Origin of the sequence: Streptomyces sp. DT2A-34 (assembly GCF_030499515.1) — a bacterium.
Lineage (GTDB): Bacteria > Actinomycetota > Actinomycetes > Streptomycetales > Streptomycetaceae > Streptomyces.
In genome coordinates this window covers 6,928,916-6,945,113 of the sequence record NZ_JASTWJ010000001.1, presented here as the reverse complement: position 1 = coordinate 6,945,113, position 16,198 = coordinate 6,928,916, and the positions used below count along the sequence as shown (strand labels likewise).

The window sequence follows — 16,198 nt, the reverse complement described above, 5'->3', positions numbered from 1 at the left end:
CGCGCCCCTCAGGGCGTTGCCCTCGCCAGCGATATTTCGTGCAGACGCCTCAACCGCTCCCTCGTCTCCTCGTCCGCCGGCACATAGGTCACCATCCGCGGCCCCACCTCCGGACTCAGCCACAAATCCGTGTGGTCGACGACCAGCCGCCCCACACGCCGATTGAGGAACTCCTTCCTCTTGCTCCGATGAGCCACCACCTCATGCCGGTCCCACGCCTCGCAGAACTCCGGGGACTCCGCGCGCAGCCTCTTCAGCAGCATCTTCCAGGCGGGCTCGGCCAGGTGGCCCGCCATCGCGGCGCGGAAGCGGGCGGCCATGAGGCGCTGGGTCTCCTCCAGGTGGACGATCGAGGAGCGCCACTCGTCGTGCGTGTACGACAGGACCATGCAGTTGCGGTCCTCCGGCGGCACCGCCTCCAGGTCGCACAGCAGCAGCCCGTACGTGCGGTTGTGGGCGAGGATGTCGTACCGGCTGTTCTGCAGACAGGCCGGGTACGGCTCCAGTTGCTCCAGCACGGCCCGCATCGCGGGGGTCACCGAAGGACAGGTCGTCGCCGGTGTCGGATCCGCCGCGCCGGCCAGCTGGAAGAGGTGGGAACGCTCGCTGGGGTCGAGCATCAGCGTGCGGGCGAGGGCGTCGAGGACCTGGACGGAGACCTGGATGTCACGGGCCTGTTCGAGCCACGTGTACCAAGTGACGCCGACGGCCGCGAGCTGGGCGACCTCCTCGCGGCGCAGGCCCGGCGTACGGCGCCGTCGGCCGCGGGGCAGGCCGACCTGCTCGGGGGTGATGTGCTCGCGGCGGTGGCGCAGGAAGGCGGCGAGTTCATGGCGCCGGATCTCCGACGCGGCCCTGGCGCGAGGGGCTTCGGCCACCGTCTCCTGAGCCGTCGTCACCGTCTCCTGAGCCGTGGTCACCGTCTCCTGAGCCATGGTCGTCATGCCTCCAGCCTGCCGCCGCCCCGACCCTGTTTCCAGGTGCTTCCGCTACCAGGATAAGGACACTCTGGTACCAGTCTCGGAGCGGCCGCAGGCTCATGACCGTGACTGACACCATCACTTCACACAAGACCGCCCACGCCACCGCCGCGCCACCCTCGCTCGGCGGCCTCGGGCTCTTCACGGTGCTGCTGGCCGCGGCACTCCCCCTCATCGACTTCTTCATCGTCAACGTCGCCCTGCCCGCCATCGGCCACGACCTCGCGGCGAGCGAAGCCGTGCTCGAACTCGTCGTCGTCGGCTACGGGTTGGCGTACGCCGTGCTGCTCGTCCTCGGCGGGCGGCTCGGTGACCTGTTCGGGCGGCGCCGGCTCTTCCTGGGCGGCATGGCGGCGTTCGGGCTGACCTCGCTGGCGTGCGGGCTCGCGCCCAGCGCGTGGACCCTCGTCGCGGCGCGGATCGCGCAGGGCGCGGCGTCGGCGGCGATGCTGCCGCAGGTGCTGGCCACGATCCAGGCGGCCACGAGCGGTCAGCGCCGGGCGAAGGCCATGGGCCTCTACGGCGCCACGGCCGGGCTCTCCATGGTGGCCGGGCAGATCCTCGGCGGCGTACTCGTCGCCGCCACGCCTTTGTCTTTTCTTTTCGGCGCGGGCACCGGCTGGCGCTCGGTGTTCCTGGTGAACGTGCCCGTCGTCCTCGTCGGCCTCTTCCTGGCCGCCCGCGCCGTCCCGGAGACCCGCTCGCAGCACCCCGAGCCGGTCGACGGACCCGGCACGGTCCTGCTCGCCGTCTCCCTCCTCACACTCCTGGCCCCGCTCACCGAGGGCCGGGCGGCGGGCTGGCCGCTGTGGACGTGGCTGTCGCTGGCGGCGTTCCCGTTCGTGGCGTGGGCGTTCTACGCGGTGGAGCGCAGGGCGGATCGTCAGGGCCGTACGCCGCTCTTGCCGCCGAGTCTGTTCGAGCTCACGTCCCTCCGCCGCGGTCTGGTGATGATCGTGCCGTTCTCGATCGGCTTCAGCGGCTTCATGTTCGTGATCGCGGTGGCGTTGCAGCAGGGCGCGGGCCGGGGCCCGGTCGCGGCGGGGCTGGCGCTCGCCCCCATGGCGGTGGTGTTCTTCTTCGTCTCGCTGGCCGGTCCACCGCTGGTGGCCCGCTACGGCACCCGGGTCGTCACCGCCGGTGCGGCGATCCAGGCGGTGGGCGTGGCCCTGATGGCGCTGGCCGTCTGGCGCTCCTGGCCGGACCTCGGCCTCGTCGAACTGCTCCCCGGGGCGGCGATCGCCGGCGCGGGCCAGGCGCTCCAACTCCCCGTCGTCTTCCGGATCGTCCTGTCCGAGGTGCCGGCGGCGCGGGCGGGCGTGGGCAGCGGGGTGATGATCACGACCCAGCAGTCGTCGTTGGCCCTGGGCGTGGCGACGCTGGGCACGCTCTTCCTCTCCCTGGTCCCGGCGACGGGCATGCGCGACGCCCTGGTCACCACTCTCCTGGTCCAGTTGGCCGGAGTGGCGCTGACGGGGCTGCTCAGCCTGCGTCTGCCGCGCACGATCGACTGACCGACTTGTGAGGGTGTGGCCACAGATTGGTCAACTCACCGGGGAGGAGTCCCTGTTGATGTTGGTCTTCCTGCACACTCCTTGCTGCGCACGGCCGCTCAGGGCCGCGCGCGGACTCGATGTCCTCGGACGCTGGAGGCGTCATGCTGGAGATCAACACGAGCAAGGTGAGCCGCTGGGACCACCACGGACGCGAGCATGTCGTACGGGTACAGCGCAAGGGCACGCAACGCACGATCAGATGTGACACCTGCGGTTGGCGCAAGGGCGCGCAGTTCCTGCCGTGGCTGAAGGCGGAGGAGCATCTGGCGGAGGCGCATCAGGCGACGGTGGACCCGGCGGAGACGCGGTCGGACCGGTGACGCCGGTGACGCGCGTCCGTCGGTACCGGCCCGAGGACCGGGACGCCATCGAGGACATCTGCGTCCGCACGGCACACGAGGGCGGCGACAGCCGGCCGCACTACGAGGCTGCATCCGACAGCGGCTCCGCCGCGGGCGGCATCTTCCCGACGACCTTCGCCCTCCCGTACGTCGTCCTCGAACCGGACCTCGCCTTCGTCCTGGACGACGGGACGGGCCGGGCGGTCGGCTACATCCTCGGCGCCGCGGACACGCCACGCTTCGTCGAGGACTACCGCACCAAGTGGCTCCCGTCGGCGGCCGAGCGCTACCCCGAACCGTCCGGGTCGTCCGAGCCGTCCGGGCCGCCGAGCACCCCGGACGAGGCGATGATCCGGCTCCTGCACCACCCGGAGCGCATGCTCGTCCCGGAGGTCGCCGCCTACCCGGCCCACCTGCACATCGACCTGCTCCCCGCCTGGCAGGGCCGGGGCCATGGCCGCACCCTGATGCGCACCCTGATGCAGGCCCTCCAGGACCAGGGGGCCGCGGCCGTCCACCTCTCCATGGTCACGGCCAACACCCCGGCCAGGGCCTTCTACGACCGCCTGGGCTTCCACGAGATCGCCGTCCCGGACCCGGGCCCGGTCACCTGCCTCGGGCGCACGACGAAGGACCTCGGCACCCTGTGAAAGCTCAGTCGCGGGCCCGCAACCCCCGCACCAGCAGGTCCAGGACCGCCGCCAACTCGCCCTCCACGCCCGGCTGTTCCCACTCACGCGCAGAGCACGGGTCATGGAAGCGGCCCGTGGCGTGGAAGAGGGCGCGGGCGGTGGTCGCGGGGTCGGCGGCCGTGAAGGTGCCCGCGTCGACGCCCGCCCGGACGATCCGGGTCAACTGGCCGGTCAGGTCGGCGATGTGCTCATCGACCACCCCGCCGCTCTCGGCGGCCAGCACCGAGAAGGTGGCGAACAGCTCGGGATCGTCGCCCGCCTTGCGGCGCTTGGCGGCGAACAGGCCCTCGAACCAGGCGCGCAGGCGGGACTCCGGGTCGAGGTCCTCGGCGGCGACGATCCCGGAGAGGGACTCGAACGTCCGGTCCAGCCACCTCTTCGTCACCGCCTCCCGCAACGCCGCCTTCGTACGGAAGTGGCGGTAGACGCTGCCATGGCTGACGCCGAGCGCGCGGGCCACGTCGACCACGGTGGCCTTGGCCGGGCCGTGGCGGCGCAGCACTTCCTCGGTGGCGGCGAGGATGCGCTCGGCGGTCAGGGTCTCGCTGGTCGGAGGCATACCTAGACGGTACCGGGCACCGCGATCAGCGTTCGCTGTCGAGCATGGCCATCTGGGCGGGGGCGTACCGCTCGCCGGCCGCCGCGTCCGCCGGTACGGCGGCCTCGACGGCGGCGAGGTCGGCCGCGTCCAGGGTCACGTCCAGGGCGCCCAGGGCCTCGCCGAGCCGCCCACGGGTACGGGCGCCGACCAGCGGCACGATGTCCGTACCGTGCCGCGGGCCCTGTGCGATCACCCAGGCGATGGCGACCTGGGCGACGGAGACGCCCTTCTGCTCGGCGATCTTGCGCAGGGACTCGACCAGGGTGAGGTTGTGCCGGAGGTTCTCGCCCTGGAAGCGGGGCGAGTGGGCACGGAAGTCGGTCGCCGCGTACTCGCCGGGCGTGACATGGCCGGAGATCAGCCCGCGGGAGAGCACGCCGTACGCGGTGACGGCGATGCCCAGCTCGCGCAGGGTGGGCAGGATCTCGCGCTCGGGGCCACGGGAGATGAGCGCGTACTCGATCTGGAGGTCGGCGATCGGGGCGGTGGCGGCGGCCCGGCGGATGGTGTCCGCGCCGACCTCGCTGAGCCCGATGTGGCGGACGTACCCCTTCTCGACCAGTTCCGCGATCGCGCCGACGGTCTCCTCGATCGGCACGTCCGGGTCGAGCCGGGCGGGGCGGTAGACGTCGATGTGGTCGACGCCGAGGCGCTGGAGGGAGTATGCGGCGAAGTTCTTCACGGCGGCCGGGCGGCCGTCGAAGCCGTACCAGTCGCCGTCCGGGCCGCGCAGGGCGCCGAACTTGACGCTGAGCAGCGCGTTCTCGCGCAGGGCGGCCGGGGCGGTGCGCAAGGCCTCGCTGATCAGCAGTTCGTTGTGGCCCATGCCGTAGAAGTCGCCGGTGTCGAGCAGGGTCACACCGGCTTCCAGAGCGGCGTGGATGGTGGCGATCGACTCGGCGCGGTCCGCCTCGCCGTACATGCCGGACATGCCCATGCAGCCGAGGCCGAGGGCGGAGACGCGGGGGCCGGTGGTGCCGAGAGTGCGCGTGTGCATCGTCATGCCCACCACCGTGACATGACAGCTGACAGATTTCAACATCTGTCAGCTGTCAGCTGTCATCCGTCGGCGGACGATCCCGCTGGCGAACCGGCCGCCCTAGCGTCCGAGGCCGTCGACCGCCACAGTGGCGGCCTTGGCGATCAGGGCGTCGCGACGTTCGGCGTCCTGTTTGCCTCGGGTGGACATGACCGCCATGACGATGGGGTTGCCACCGTCGTCCGGCCACAGCACGGCGATGTTGTTGCGTCCCCCGTATCCGGCGGTGCCGCTCTTGTCGGCGACCTCCCAGCCGTCGGGGACGCCCGCCCGGATGAGCGTGCCCCCCGTCATGTTCGTCGTCATCCACCGCCGGAGCAGCTCGCGTTCGTCCCGCTTCAGGGCGTCGCCGAGCAGGAAGGCCCGCAGGCTTCCCGCCATCGCACGCGGTGTGCTCGTGTCGCGGATGTCACCCGGCTTGCCTTCGCTCATGTCCGGCTCGTACCGGTCCATCTCGGTGACGTCGTCGCCGAGGTCCTCCAGCACCTTCTCCAGGCCGTCGGGGCCGCCGAGTTCGTCGAGGAGCAGGTTGACGGCCGTGTTGTCGCTGTACCAGAGGGTCGCGGCGCACAGCCCCCGCAGGCTCATGCCCTTCTCGACGAAGTTCTCGGACACGGGCGAGTCCGCGACCACGTCCTCGCGCGAGGCGGTGACCACCTTGTCGATGCCGTCCGTCCCGAACTCGCGGAGGACGGCACCCGCCGCCAGCGCCTTGAACGTGGAGGCGTACGCGAACCGGTCGTCCGCCCGGTACCCGACCGTCCGGCCCGTGCCGGTGTCCAGGGCGTAGACACCGAGCCGTGCGTCGAACTCCCGCTCCAGTGCCCGGAATTCACCGGCTGTGGGCTTCGTGGCCGGCGTCGGTGACGCGGATCGTGCCGCACCGGCGGGTGAACCGGCCCCGGACGCGGTCTCCTGACCGCACGCGGGAAGCGCGGCGAGCGCGAGTAAGCCTGCTGCCGCCCAGGCGGCGCTCCGGCGGATGCGAAGCGGATGCGTCATGGAATGGACCTCCAAGCAGTCGAAGGGGGAAGGGGGCTGGCGCCACTCTCCGGCCATCGGGTGGCCGAGGTCCAAGACTCGAACGCTCGATTCCATGCTGTTTTGGCATAGTGGGGCTCGTGGATCTTGTCGCGGCATGCCGGGCGTTCGTCAGTGTGAGCGAGCACGGCAGTTTCACGGTGGGTGCGGCGGCGGCCCGGACGGCCCAGTCGGTGGTGAGCCGCCGCATCGCCGCACTGGAACAACGCCTCGGCGAACGGCTGTTGGACCGGTCCTCGCGGACGGTGACGCTGACGCCCTTCGGCCGGGACATGCTGCCGACGGCGAGGCAACTGGTGCGGCTCGCCGACCGGTTGGAGCACGAGGCGCAGGCCGCGCGGAACCGGCCGCTGCGGCTCGCCGTCCCCGCCGTGTGCCCGACCGCCGCCCTCGCCCGCCTCATCGCCGAGGCACACGAGCAGGGGGTCCTCCTCGACCCGTTCCCCGCCGGACCGGCCGAGCGGGCCGACCTCGTGACCTCCCGGCAGGTGCGTGCGGCGCTGCTCGCGGTGGCCCCTACGGAGGCGACCTGGACGGTTCCGCTGGGCCTGGCGGTCGCGCGGGACCCGGGCGGCGGACCGATCTACCTGGACACCCTGCGCCCCGGCCGCGCCGACCGCGACCGGCGGCCCCGGCGCGTGTGGCTCCAGCCGGAGGACGACGTGCCGCACATCCGGGACCGGCTCGCCCGGCTGCGCGACGCCGTCGGCCTGCGCCCGGCCCAGCTGGCCGTCGCGCCGGCCGTGGCCACCGCCGCGGCGGACGTGATCAGCCACGGCGACGCGCTGCTGTGCTCGGCCGCGCAGGCCCGCGAACTCCGCCTCCACTGGCGCCCCGTCGGCGAACTGGGCCCCGCCTTCGCACGCGGGTTCTCGCTGGCCGTGGCGGACGAGGCGGACCTCGACGCGGTCCGGGTACGCCAGGCATGCGCGCACGGCATCGCCCGATGCCTCGACGCGACGGAGCCCTCGGAGGCAGCCGCATGACCACGAGTACCGAGAGACTGCTCGGCGACCTGCGCCGGGACCTGCGCGAGGGCGGGCTGTACGGCTCGTTCCTCGTCCGGGACCTGGAGAGCGGCGACGAGATCGGCATCGACCCCGACATCGAGTTACCTGTCGCGTCCCTCGTGAAGATCCCGCTCGCCCTGGTGACGCTGGAACGCGTCCGGCGCGGGGAACTCGACGGCGCCAAGGTGATCGAGGTGCCGCCTGGCCGGATCACCACGCCGGGCCCGACCGGCCTGAGCCGCTTCCGGCACGCGGCCCACATCGCCGTCGAGGACCTGCTCTACCTCAGCACCTGCATCAGCGACAACAGCGCCGCCGACGCCCTCTTCGAGCTCACGCCGCCCGACCGAGTCGGCGCGGTCCTGCACGAGTTGGGGCTGCGCGGCATCGCCGTACGGCACACCATGCGCGAGCTGATGGAGACCCCGGTGGAGCGTTTCGACCCGGCGGACGTCCACCTCGCGCACGCCTTCGCGATCGACGCCGGCACCCCGGGGCGCGGCCACCGGGTCCCCCAGCTCGACATCTCACGCGCCAACACCGGGACGGCACGGGCCTTCGTCGACCTGCTGCAAGCCCTCTGGCAGGCCCGCCCCCGAACCGAGGCCGGCGCCGAGGCCCCGGCGATGGCGATCCACCCCGACGTCGCGGCCCAGGTACGCGGCTTCATGGCCAACAACCTCGTACGCAACCGCCTCGCCCCGGACTTCGACTCCGACGCCTCCACCTGGTCGTCCAAGACCGGCATGCTGCTCAACCTGCGCCACGAGGTCGGCGTCGTCGAGCACGCCGACGGCCAGAGCTACGCGATAGCCGTCCTGACCGAGTCCCGGGTGGCCGCCGGCCGCCAGCCGGGCGCCGACGCCCTCATGGGCCAGGTCGCCCGGCGACTGCGCGACGAACTGCGTTCGAGGTGGGTTCAGTGAACGAGGAAGTCCAGTGACCGAGGAAAGCTAGCGGGCCGTGACCGCCAGCTTCGCCCCCAGCGCCACGAACGACCCGGCGAAGCTCCGCCGCAGCCACGTCATCACCCTGGGCCGGGAGGTGACCTGGCTGCGCACGGAGGCCGCGAGCACGCCGTACGCCGCGAAGACCGCGAAGGTCACCAGCATGAACACCGCGCTGAGCGCCAGCATGCGCGGCAGGGCGTTCGCCTCGCCCGGGTCCACGAACTGGGGCAGGAACGCGAAGAAGAAGATCGTCAGCTTCGGGTTGAGGAGGTTGATCAGTACGCCCCGCAGGATCACGCGCCCCGAGGAGCGCGGCGCGGCACCCTCGTCCACCGCGATGGCCTCCTTGTCCTTGAGCGTCGCCCACGCCATGTACAAGAGGTAGGCGACACCGGCGTACTTGAGGATCTGGAAGGCCGTCGCGCTCGCGTGCAGCAGAGCGGCGACCCCGGTGACGGTGGCCAGCATGTGCGGCACGATCCCGAGCGTGCACGCGAAGGCGGCGACGACACTCGCACGCCGACCGCGGGAGAGGCCGGCGGCCAGGGTGTAGACGACGCCGGTGCCGGGGGTGGCGACGACAACAAGGGTGGTCAACAAGAACGCGATACTCATGGCCGCCACCCTGCGGCCACCGGCATCCCTGGAAACAGGGCCAATCGCCGACCGCCCACGAGGACCAATTCCGGGCCCCTGTGAACGCCGGTTCCCCGCACCCGCCCAAGGGGCGCGGGGAACCGCGCGACCAGCCACGACGAACCCGCGGCCGGGCAAACACACGAGCCAGGCAGACGCTGACCCGCACAACCACCTAGCAGCCCAGCAGGCGCCCCGCCAGGTACCCCTCGATCTGGTCCAGCGACACACGCTCCTGCTTCATCGAGTCCCGCTCACGCACCGTCACCGCATTGTCGTCCAGCGTGTCGAAGTCGACCGTCACGCAGTACGGCGTACCGATCTCGTCCTGGCGACGGTAACGGCGCCCGATCGCACCCGCGTCGTCGAACTCGATGTTCCAGTTCTGCCGCAGCGCCTGCGCGAGACCCTTGGCCTTCGGGGACAGCTCGGCATTCCTCGACAGCGGCAGCACCGCGACCTTCACCGGAGCCAGACGGTGGTCGAGGCGCAGCACCGTCCGCTTCTCCATCTTGCCCTTGGCGTTCGGCGCCTCGTCCTCGACGTACGCGTCGAGCAGGAACGCCAGCATCGCGCGCCCGACACCGGCCGCCGGCTCGATGACGTACGGCGTCCAGCGCTCGCCGGCCTCCTGGTCGAAGTAGGAGAGGTCCTGGCCGGAGGCCTTGGAGTGCGCGCCGAGGTCGTAGTCGGTGCGGTTGGCGACGCCCTCCAGCTCGCCCCACTCGTTGCCGCCGAACTGGAAGCGGTACTCGATGTCAGCGGTGCGCTTGGAGTAGTGGGAGAGCTTCTCCTTGGGGTGCTCGTACCACCGCATGTTCTCCTCGCGCAGGCCGAGGCCGGTGTACCAGTTCCAGCGCTGCTCCATCCAGTACTCCTGCCACTTCTCGTCCTCGCCCGGCTTGACGAAGAACTCCATCTCCATCTGCTCGAACTCGCGGGTGCGGAAGATGAAGTTGCCGGGCGTGATCTCGTTGCGGAAGGACTTGCCCATCTGCGCGATGCCGAACGGGGGCTTCTTGCGCGAAGCGACCTGCACCTGGGCGAAGTTGGTGAAGATGCCCTGGGCGGTCTCGGGGCGGAGATAAGCGATGGAGCCGGAGTCCTGCGTCGGGCCGAGGTGCGTCGACAGCAGACCCGAGAACTGCTTGGGCTCGGTGAACTGGCCCTTGTTGCCGCAGTTCGGGCAGTTGAGGTCCGCGAGACCGTTCTCCGGGAGGTGGCCCTTCTTGGCCTCGTAGGCCTCCTCCAGGTGGTCGGCGCGGAACCGCTTGTGGCAGGAGGTGCACTCGGTCAACGGGTCCGTGAAGGTGGCGACGTGACCGGAGGCGACCCAGACCTCGGGGGCCAGGATCACGGACGAGTCGATGCCGACCACGTCCTCGCGCGACGTCACCATGTAGCGCCACCACTGGCGCTTCAGGTTCTCCTTGAGTTCGACACCCAGCGGTCCGTAGTCCCAGGCGGCGCGCTGGCCGCCGTAGATCTCACTGCACGGGAATACGAAGCCACGGCGCTTGCTCAGGCTGACGATGGTGTCGATCTTGTCGGCGGCCACGGTGCTCTCTTCATTACGACGACGGGCGACGAAGCGAGGCGCTTCACAGCGAATGCTTCAGGGTACCGGCGGGGGCTCCCCCTCAACCAAATCGGTAGCGCTCTGTGGACAGCCGCTCACGCTTGTTGACAATGGTTTCCACTACGGCTGAAAATGACTGTCATGAACGTACGACGACACCACATATCCGGGGTTGCCCTCGCGGCCGCGACCGTCCTCGGTCTCGGCACGCTCTCCGCCTGCTCCTCGGACAGCGCGGCCACGGGCAACACGGACAAGTTCGACGTGGTCGCGTCGTTCTACCCGATGGCCTTCCTCGCCGAGCAGATCGGCGGCGACCATGTGAAGGTCACCAGCCTGACCAAGCCCGGCCAGGAGCCGCACGACCTGGAGGTCAGCGCCCAACAGCGCGCCCAGATCGAGGAGTCCGACGCCGCCCTCTACCTCAAGAGCCTGCAGCCCGCCGTCGACGAGGCCGTCACGCAGTCCGGCGTCAAGACCAAGATCGACGCCGCCTCGCTCACCACGCTGGAGGACCACGGCAGCCTTGAGGACAGCCACGAGCACGAGGGCGAGGAAGCGCACGCCGAGGAGTCGCCCTCCGAAGAGGAGGAGCACGCCCGCGACCCGCACATCTGGCTCGACCCGGTGAAGTACGCCGAGGTCGCCAAGGGGGTCGGCGCGGCCTTCGAGAAGGCGGACCCGGACCACGCGGCCGACTACAAGAAGAACACCGCCGCGCTGGTCAAGAAGCTCGGCGATCTCAACACCCGGTTCGCGGACGGCCTGAAGAACACCAAGTCCAAGGTCTTCTTCACCAACCACGCCGCCTTCGGCTACCTCGCCGAGCGCTACGGCCTGACCCAGGAGGCCATCTCCGGACTCGACCCGGAGAGCGAGCCCAGCCCGGCCCGGATCAAGGAGCTCCAGCAGGAGGCCAAGGCCGACGGCGTCACCACCGTCTTCTACGAGACACTGGTGTCCGACAAGACCGCGAAGACCCTCGCCGACGACGCGGGCCTGAAGACGGACGTCCTCGACCCGCTCGAGGGCATCACCGACAAGTCCAAGGGCGACGACTATTTCGCGGTCATGGACGCCAACCTCGCGGCCCTGAAGACGGCTCTGGGAGCCAAGTGATCAACCTACGGAGGACGGCATGACCGAGCCCGTCATATCGCTGCGCGGCGTACACGCCGAGCTGGGCTCGCGCCCCGTCCTGCGCGGAATCGACCTCACCGTGCCCCGCGGTGAGGTCGTCGCGCTGCTCGGCGCCAACGGCTCCGGCAAGTCGACCGCCGTGCGCGGCATCATCGGCCAGGTACCCGTCGCCGCCGGCGAGATCGAGCTGTTCGGCACCGCGCGGGCACGGTTCCGCGACTGGGCGCGCGTGGGGTACGTCCCGCAGCGCACGACCGCCGCGGGCGGGGTCCCGGCCACGATCACCGAGGTCGTCTCCTCGGGCCGCCTGTCCCGCACCCGCTTCGGCGTCCTGCGCAAGGCCGACCACGCGGCCGTACGGCGCGCCCTGGAGCTGGTCGGGATGGCCGACCGCGCCAAGGACTCCGTGAACGCCCTCTCCGGCGGCCAGCACCAGCGCGTACTGATCGCCCGCGCCCTGGCCTCCGAACCCGAACTGCTGATCATGGACGAGCCGATGGCGGGCGTCGACCTGGCCAGCCAGGAGGTCCTGGCCCGCACGCTCAGGGAGCAGGTCGCCGCCGGTACGACGGTCCTCCTCGTCCTGCACGAACTCGGCCCCCTGGAGCCGCTGATCGACCGGGCGGTCGTCCTGCGCGACGGCTGTGTCCTGCACGACGGCCCGCCCCCGAAGGCGGTCGGCCAGCACGCGCTGCCCGGCCACGACCACGTCCACCCGCACGCGGCTCACGACGCCGAACCGATCCGGACGGGACTGCTGAGCTGATGGAGATCCTGAACTACGACTTCATGCAGCGGGCCCTGCTCGCCGCCGTCCTGGTCGGCATCACGGCCCCCGCGATCGGCATCTACCTGGTCCAGCGCCGCCAGGCCCTGATGGGCGACGGAATCGGCCATGTCGCGATGACCGGCGTAGGCCTCGGCTTCCTCCTCTCCTGGTCCCCGGTGTGGATGGCGACGCTCGTCTCGATCATCGGCGCCGTGCTGATGGAGCTGATCCGCTGGTACGGCAAGACGCGCGGCGACATCGCCCTCGCGATGCTCTTCTACGGCGGTATGGCCGGCGGCGTGATGTTCATCAACCTCGCGCCGACGGGCTCGAACGCGAACCTCACGTCGTACCTGTTCGGCTCCCTCTCGACGGTGAGCGAGTCGGACGTGACGGCGATCTGTCTGCTCGCGGCGTTCGTGGTGCTGGTCACACTCGGCCTGCGCCGCCAGCTGTTCGCGGTGAGTCAGGACGAGGAGTTCGCGAGGGTCACCGGCCTTCCGGTGCGCGCCCTGAACCTGCTGACGGCGATCACGGCGGCCGTGACGGTGACGGTCGCGATGCGCGTCGTCGGCCTGCTGCTGGTCAGCGCGCTGATGGTGGTGCCGGTGGCGGCGGCCCAGCAGTTGAGCCGCAGCTTCGCGGCGACGTTCGCGATCGCCGTCGCCATCGGCGTCACGGTGACGATCGGCGGCACCGTGACCTCGTACTACCAGGACGTGCCGCCCGGCGCGACGATCGTGCTGCTGACCATCGGCGCGTTCATCGCGCTGACGGCCCTGGCGACCCCGCTGGCCCGCCGCAGGGCCCGCGCCCTGGCCGCGGCGCAACCCTCCGGCGACCCCGCGGAGTGCGCGATTCCGGCCAGCAGGGGGACCGACGGCAAGGTCGGCGTCTGACCGCTGACAGTGCGGGCTGGCACAATGGCCCGGCAAGGCGCAGACGTGAGGAGGAACCGGTGACGACCGCAGGACCGCCCGTGAAGGGCCGGGCCACCCGGCAGCGTGCAGCCGTGGCGGCGGCCCTTGACGAGGTCGACGAGTTCCGCAGTGCGCAGGATCTCCACGACATGCTCAAGCACAAGGGCGACTCGGTCGGGCTCACCACGGTCTACCGCACCCTGCAGTCCCTCGCCGACGCGGGCGAGGTCGACGTCCTGCGCACCTCCGACGGCGAGTCGGTGTACCGCCGCTGCTCCACCGGCGAACACCACCACCACCTGGTCTGCCGCGTCTGCGGCAAGGCCGTCGAGGTCGAGGGCCCGGCGGTGGAGAAGTGGGCGGACGCCATCGCGGCGGAGCACGGCTACGTCAACGTCGCGCACACGGTGGAGATCTTCGGCACCTGCGCGGAGTGCGCGGCGGCGAAGAGCTGAGACCAAGGGTCAGACGCGGGTCAGGTTGCGGTCGAGGATCTCCCGCAGCCTGTCCGCGTCGGCGGGGTCCTGGATGCCGCGCTTGGGCAGGACCGTGACGGCGACGGCGTTCCTGTCACCGCTGAGCAGGACGAACAGATCCGGGGTTTCCGCAAAGCGCGGCTGCACGGCCCAGTCGACCGTCGTGGTGGTGTGATCGGTGGCCACGCTCACCCCGGAGTCCGACACCACCGAGCGACAGGTTCCCTGCCGCTCGGCCAGGCGGTACAGCTGGCGGGCCTGGAACCGGGGCATGAGCACGAGCAGGACCGCCGCGACGAGCGCCCAGACGACGAAGGTCACCGACCCGCTGCCTCCGGCGATCATGACCACGCCCTGCAGCGCCGCGAGGACCGCCAGGACGCCGGGCAGCCACCGCTGCATCCGTCCCGACCGACTGGCACGCATGCGCGCTCGCAACGCCGACGTCAAGTCCGCCATCGTCGGCCGGTACACCAGCTCGACCTCGCCCTGCACGGCATCCCGCCCCATGTCCATGACCATGAGGCGGGATCGTAGCGGACAGAATCAACCTTCCTGCCGGCCCTCCATGGCCAACAGCTCCTCGTTGGGGATCGCCCCGCCGAACCGCCGGTCGCGCGACGCGAACTCCAGGCACGCCCGCCACAGGTCACGCCGGTCGAAGTCCGGCCACAGCACGTCCTGGAAGACCATCTCGGCGTAAGCGCTCTGCCAGAGAAGGTAGTTGGAGGTGCGCTGCTCACCGCTCGGTCGCAGGAAGAGATCCACGTCCGGCATGTCCGGGTAGTACATGTACTTCGCGAAGGTCTTCTCATTCACCTTCGACGGATCCAGCCGCCCGGCCTTCACATCCTCCGCGAGGGCCTGCGCGGCATCCGCGATCTCGGCCCGCCCGCCGTAGTTCATGCAGAAGTACAGCGTCAGCCTGTCGTTGCCCTTGGTCTGCTCCTGGGCGATCTGGAGCTCCTTGGCGACCGACTTCCACAGCTTGGGCATCCGGCCGACCCACCGCACCCGGATGCCCAGCTCATCGAGCTGGTCGCGGGTCTTGCGGATGAAGTCCCGGTTGAAGTTCATCAGGAAGCGCACCTCGTCCGGCGACCGCTTCCAGTTCTCCGTGGAGAAGGCGTACAGGGAGATCGCCCCCACGCCCATCTCGACCGCGCCCTGCAGAACGTCCAGCACCCGCTCGGCGCCGACCTTGTGCCCCTCGGTGCGCGGCAGCCCGCGCTCCTTCGCCCAGCGGCCGTTCCCGTCCATGACGATCGCCACGTGGTTGGGGACGAGCTCGCCGGGGAGCTTCGGCGGGCGGGCACCGGACGGATGCGGCTCCGGCGTCTTGTACTCGCGGCGCCGGCGCCCCAGGAACCCACTCACGGCCATGTGCTTCTCGTCTCCCTTGTCTCTACTTCTCGACGTAGCGAAGTGAGCGCAGCCCGCGCTCCAGGTGCCAGTGCAGATAGGCGGACACCAGCCCGCTGCCCTCCCGCACGTACCGCGGCTCGCAGGCGTCCGCGGTCTCCCAGTCTCCCGTAAGCAGCGCGGCGAGCAGCTCCAGGGTCTGCGGCGACGGTACGACGCTACCGGCCACCCGGCAGTCGACACAGACCGAGCCTCCGGAGGCCACCGAGAAGAAGCGGTTCGGTCCCGGCATCCCGCACTTGGCACAGTCGCTGAAGGACGGGGCGTAGCCGTTGACGGCGAGCGACCGCAGCAGGAAGGCGTCGAGAACGAGGTGCGGCGCGTGCTCGCCGCGGGACAGCGTCCGCAGCGCGCCCACCAGCAGCAGGTACTGCTGCACGGCCGGTTCGCCCTCATGGTCGGTGAACCGCTCGGCGGTCTCCAGCATGGCCGTCCCGGCGGTGTACCGCGCGTAGTCGGTGACGATCCCGCCGCCGTACGGCGCGATGGTCTCGCTCTGCGTGCACAGCGGCAGCCCGCGCCCGATCAGCTCGCTCCCCCGCGCGAAGAACTGCACGTCGACGTGGGAGAAGGGTTCGAGCCGCGCCCCGAACTTCGACTTGGTCCGCCGCACACCCCGGGCCACGGCCCGCACCCGCCCGTGCCCACGAGTGAGCAGCGTGATGATCCGGTCCGCCTCACCGAGCTTCTGCGTCCGCAGGACGACACCGTCATCCCGAAAGAGACTCATCGCGCACCCCCACGGGCCTTCGGCCGGGGGCCCGGGGGTTGTCCCCCGGAGCAGCACAGCATGATCCGGTCCGCCTCACCGAGCTTCTGCGTCCGCAGGACGACACCGTCATCCCGAAAGAGACTCATCGCGCACCCCCACGGGCCTTCGGCCGGGGGCCCGGGGGTTGTCCCCGGAGCAGCACAGCATGATCCGGTCCGCCTCACCGAGCTTCTGCGTCCGCAGGACGACACCGTCACCCCGGAAGAGACTCATCGCGCACCCCCGCGGGCTTTCGGCCGGGGGCCCGGGGGTTGTCCCCCGGAGCAGCACAGCA

At 70.8% G+C, this 16,198-nt stretch carries 18 protein-coding genes; 9 read left to right on the top strand and 9 right to left on the bottom strand.

The genetic code is table 11. From position 1 onward, the window contains the following. Positions 1-8: 8 nt before the first annotated feature. Positions 9-935: a helix-turn-helix transcriptional regulator gene (locus tag QQM39_RS31250; RefSeq protein WP_302003789.1), complete on the bottom strand. Its 927-nt coding sequence runs from the start codon at positions 933-935 to the stop codon at positions 9-11. Positions 936-1,039: 104 nt separating this feature from the next. On the opposite strand from QQM39_RS31250, the gene QQM39_RS31245 reads away from it, so the two are divergent. The 3 genes from QQM39_RS31245 (at position 1,040) to QQM39_RS31235 (ending at position 3,527) form a co-directional block, all read left to right on the top strand. Continuing rightward, complete coding sequence (locus tag QQM39_RS31245) at positions 1,040-2,494, top strand: MFS transporter (protein WP_302000884.1); 1,455 nt, start codon at positions 1,040-1,042, stop codon at positions 2,492-2,494. A gap of 143 nt (positions 2,495-2,637) precedes the next feature. Further along, positions 2,638-2,856 carry a hypothetical protein gene (locus QQM39_RS31240; RefSeq protein WP_302000883.1) on the top strand — a complete coding sequence of 73 codons (219 nt, stop codon included), beginning with the start codon at positions 2,638-2,640 and terminating at the stop codon, positions 2,854-2,856. Continuing rightward, positions 2,853-3,527, top strand: a complete 675-nt coding sequence (locus tag QQM39_RS31235; protein WP_302000882.1) for an N-acetyltransferase — start codon at positions 2,853-2,855, stop codon at positions 3,525-3,527. Before QQM39_RS31240 ends, QQM39_RS31235 begins: the two co-directional genes overlap by 4 nt. A 4-nt stretch (positions 3,528-3,531) precedes the next feature. On the opposite strand, the gene QQM39_RS31230 is transcribed toward QQM39_RS31235, so the two are convergent. The 3 genes from QQM39_RS31230 to bla all read right to left on the bottom strand — a co-directional run bounded on the left by QQM39_RS31230 (position 3,532) and on the right by bla (position 6,211). Beyond that, entirely contained in the window at positions 3,532-4,128 is a 597-nt protein-coding gene (locus QQM39_RS31230; RefSeq protein WP_302000881.1) for a TetR family transcriptional regulator, read from the bottom strand. A gap of 25 nt (positions 4,129-4,153) precedes the next feature. Further along, a complete protein-coding gene (locus QQM39_RS31225; RefSeq protein ID WP_302000879.1) occupies positions 4,154-5,173 on the bottom strand; it encodes an aldo/keto reductase in 1,020 nt (339 codons plus the stop codon). 96 nt (positions 5,174-5,269) lie between these two features. Next, on the bottom strand, positions 5,270-6,211 hold the full coding sequence (gene bla / locus QQM39_RS31220; RefSeq protein ID WP_302000878.1) for a class A beta-lactamase: 942 nt from the start codon (positions 6,209-6,211) through the stop codon (positions 5,270-5,272). A gap of 119 nt (positions 6,212-6,330) precedes the next feature. Here bla and QQM39_RS31215 point away from each other — a divergent pair, with 119 nt between their 5' ends. Together QQM39_RS31215 and QQM39_RS31210 are read left to right on the top strand one after the other, a co-directional pair. Then, complete coding sequence (locus QQM39_RS31215; RefSeq protein ID WP_302000877.1) at positions 6,331-7,236, top strand: LysR family transcriptional regulator; 906 nt, start codon at positions 6,331-6,333, stop codon at positions 7,234-7,236. Further along, positions 7,233-8,186, top strand: coding sequence for a serine hydrolase (locus tag QQM39_RS31210; RefSeq protein ID WP_302000876.1), 954 nt, complete (start codon positions 7,233-7,235; stop codon positions 8,184-8,186). Before QQM39_RS31215 ends, QQM39_RS31210 begins: the two co-directional genes overlap by 4 nt. Positions 8,187-8,213: 27 nt before the next feature. Here QQM39_RS31210 and QQM39_RS31205 read toward each other — a convergent pair whose 3' ends face one another. Together QQM39_RS31205 and QQM39_RS31200 are read right to left on the bottom strand one after the other, a co-directional pair. Beyond that, complete coding sequence (locus tag QQM39_RS31205) at positions 8,214-8,825, bottom strand: LysE family translocator (RefSeq protein ID WP_302000875.1); 612 nt, start codon at positions 8,823-8,825, stop codon at positions 8,214-8,216. A gap of 196 nt (positions 8,826-9,021) precedes the next feature. After that, entirely contained in the window at positions 9,022-10,404 is a 1,383-nt protein-coding gene (locus QQM39_RS31200) for a glycine--tRNA ligase (RefSeq protein WP_302000874.1), read from the bottom strand. 162 nt (positions 10,405-10,566) lie between these two features. On the opposite strand from QQM39_RS31200, the gene QQM39_RS31195 reads away from it, so the two are divergent. Genes QQM39_RS31195 through QQM39_RS31180 form a run of 4 tightly spaced genes read left to right on the top strand, consistent with a single transcriptional unit; the run spans position 10,567 to position 13,709 of the window. Beyond that, complete coding sequence (locus tag QQM39_RS31195; RefSeq protein ID WP_302000873.1) at positions 10,567-11,544, top strand: zinc ABC transporter substrate-binding protein; 978 nt, start codon at positions 10,567-10,569, stop codon at positions 11,542-11,544. Between the two features lie 19 nt (positions 11,545-11,563). Next, on the top strand, positions 11,564-12,331 hold the full coding sequence (locus tag QQM39_RS31190; RefSeq protein WP_302000871.1) for a metal ABC transporter ATP-binding protein: 768 nt from the start codon (positions 11,564-11,566) through the stop codon (positions 12,329-12,331). After that, entirely contained in the window at positions 12,331-13,233 is a 903-nt protein-coding gene (locus QQM39_RS31185) for a metal ABC transporter permease (RefSeq protein WP_302000870.1), read from the top strand. Before QQM39_RS31190 ends, QQM39_RS31185 begins: the two co-directional genes overlap by 1 nt. Before the next feature lie 59 nt (positions 13,234-13,292). Further along, positions 13,293-13,709: a Fur family transcriptional regulator gene (locus tag QQM39_RS31180; protein WP_302000869.1), complete on the top strand. Its 417-nt coding sequence runs from the start codon at positions 13,293-13,295 to the stop codon at positions 13,707-13,709. Positions 13,710-13,718: 9 nt separating this feature from the next. Here the strand turns inward: QQM39_RS31180 and QQM39_RS31175 are convergent, their stop codons facing one another. The 3 genes from QQM39_RS31175 to recO are packed head-to-tail and all read right to left on the bottom strand — an operon-like array spanning position 13,719 to position 15,882. After that, complete coding sequence (locus tag QQM39_RS31175) at positions 13,719-14,252, bottom strand: YcxB family protein (RefSeq protein WP_302000867.1); 534 nt, start codon at positions 14,250-14,252, stop codon at positions 13,719-13,721. 24 nt (positions 14,253-14,276) lie between these two features. Then, positions 14,277-15,113 (bottom strand): isoprenyl transferase, encoded by an 837-nt coding sequence (locus QQM39_RS31170; RefSeq protein ID WP_302000866.1) that lies wholly within the window; start codon positions 15,111-15,113, stop codon positions 14,277-14,279. Positions 15,114-15,135: 22 nt separating this feature from the next. Beyond that, entirely contained in the window at positions 15,136-15,882 is a 747-nt protein-coding gene (gene recO / locus QQM39_RS31165; RefSeq protein WP_302000865.1) for a DNA repair protein RecO, read from the bottom strand. Positions 15,883-16,198: the final 316 nt, after the last annotated feature.

Excerpts from the sequence above, each read along its gene's own strand:
- QQM39_RS31250 (WP_302003789.1), bottom strand. The coding sequence starts at position 935 with ATGGCTCAGGAGACGGTGACCACGGCTCAGGAGACGGTGACGACGGCT.
- QQM39_RS31205 (WP_302000875.1), bottom strand. The coding sequence starts at position 8,825 with ATGAGTATCGCGTTCTTGTTGACCACCCTTGTTGTCGTCGCCACCCCC.
- QQM39_RS31245 (WP_302000884.1), top strand. The coding sequence starts at position 1,040 with ATGACCGTGACTGACACCATCACTTCACACAAGACCGCCCACGCCACC.
- QQM39_RS31170 (WP_302000866.1), bottom strand. The coding sequence starts at position 15,113 with ATGGCCGTGAGTGGGTTCCTGGGGCGCCGGCGCCGCGAGTACAAGACG.
- QQM39_RS31240 (WP_302000883.1), top strand. The coding sequence starts at position 2,638 with ATGCTGGAGATCAACACGAGCAAGGTGAGCCGCTGGGACCACCACGGA.
- QQM39_RS31230 (WP_302000881.1), bottom strand. The coding sequence starts at position 4,128 with ATGCCTCCGACCAGCGAGACCCTGACCGCCGAGCGCATCCTCGCCGCC.
- recO (WP_302000865.1), bottom strand. The coding sequence starts at position 15,882 with ATGAGTCTCTTTCGGGATGACGGTGTCGTCCTGCGGACGCAGAAGCTC.
- QQM39_RS31190 (WP_302000871.1), top strand. The coding sequence starts at position 11,564 with ATGACCGAGCCCGTCATATCGCTGCGCGGCGTACACGCCGAGCTGGGC.
- QQM39_RS31210 (WP_302000876.1), top strand. The coding sequence starts at position 7,233 with ATGACCACGAGTACCGAGAGACTGCTCGGCGACCTGCGCCGGGACCTG.
- bla (WP_302000878.1), bottom strand. The coding sequence starts at position 6,211 with ATGACGCATCCGCTTCGCATCCGCCGGAGCGCCGCCTGGGCGGCAGCA.
- QQM39_RS31225 (WP_302000879.1), bottom strand. The coding sequence starts at position 5,173 with ATGACGATGCACACGCGCACTCTCGGCACCACCGGCCCCCGCGTCTCC.
- QQM39_RS31175 (WP_302000867.1), bottom strand. The coding sequence starts at position 14,252 with ATGGTCATGGACATGGGGCGGGATGCCGTGCAGGGCGAGGTCGAGCTG.
- QQM39_RS31185 (WP_302000870.1), top strand. The coding sequence starts at position 12,331 with ATGGAGATCCTGAACTACGACTTCATGCAGCGGGCCCTGCTCGCCGCC.
- QQM39_RS31195 (WP_302000873.1), top strand. The coding sequence starts at position 10,567 with ATGAACGTACGACGACACCACATATCCGGGGTTGCCCTCGCGGCCGCG.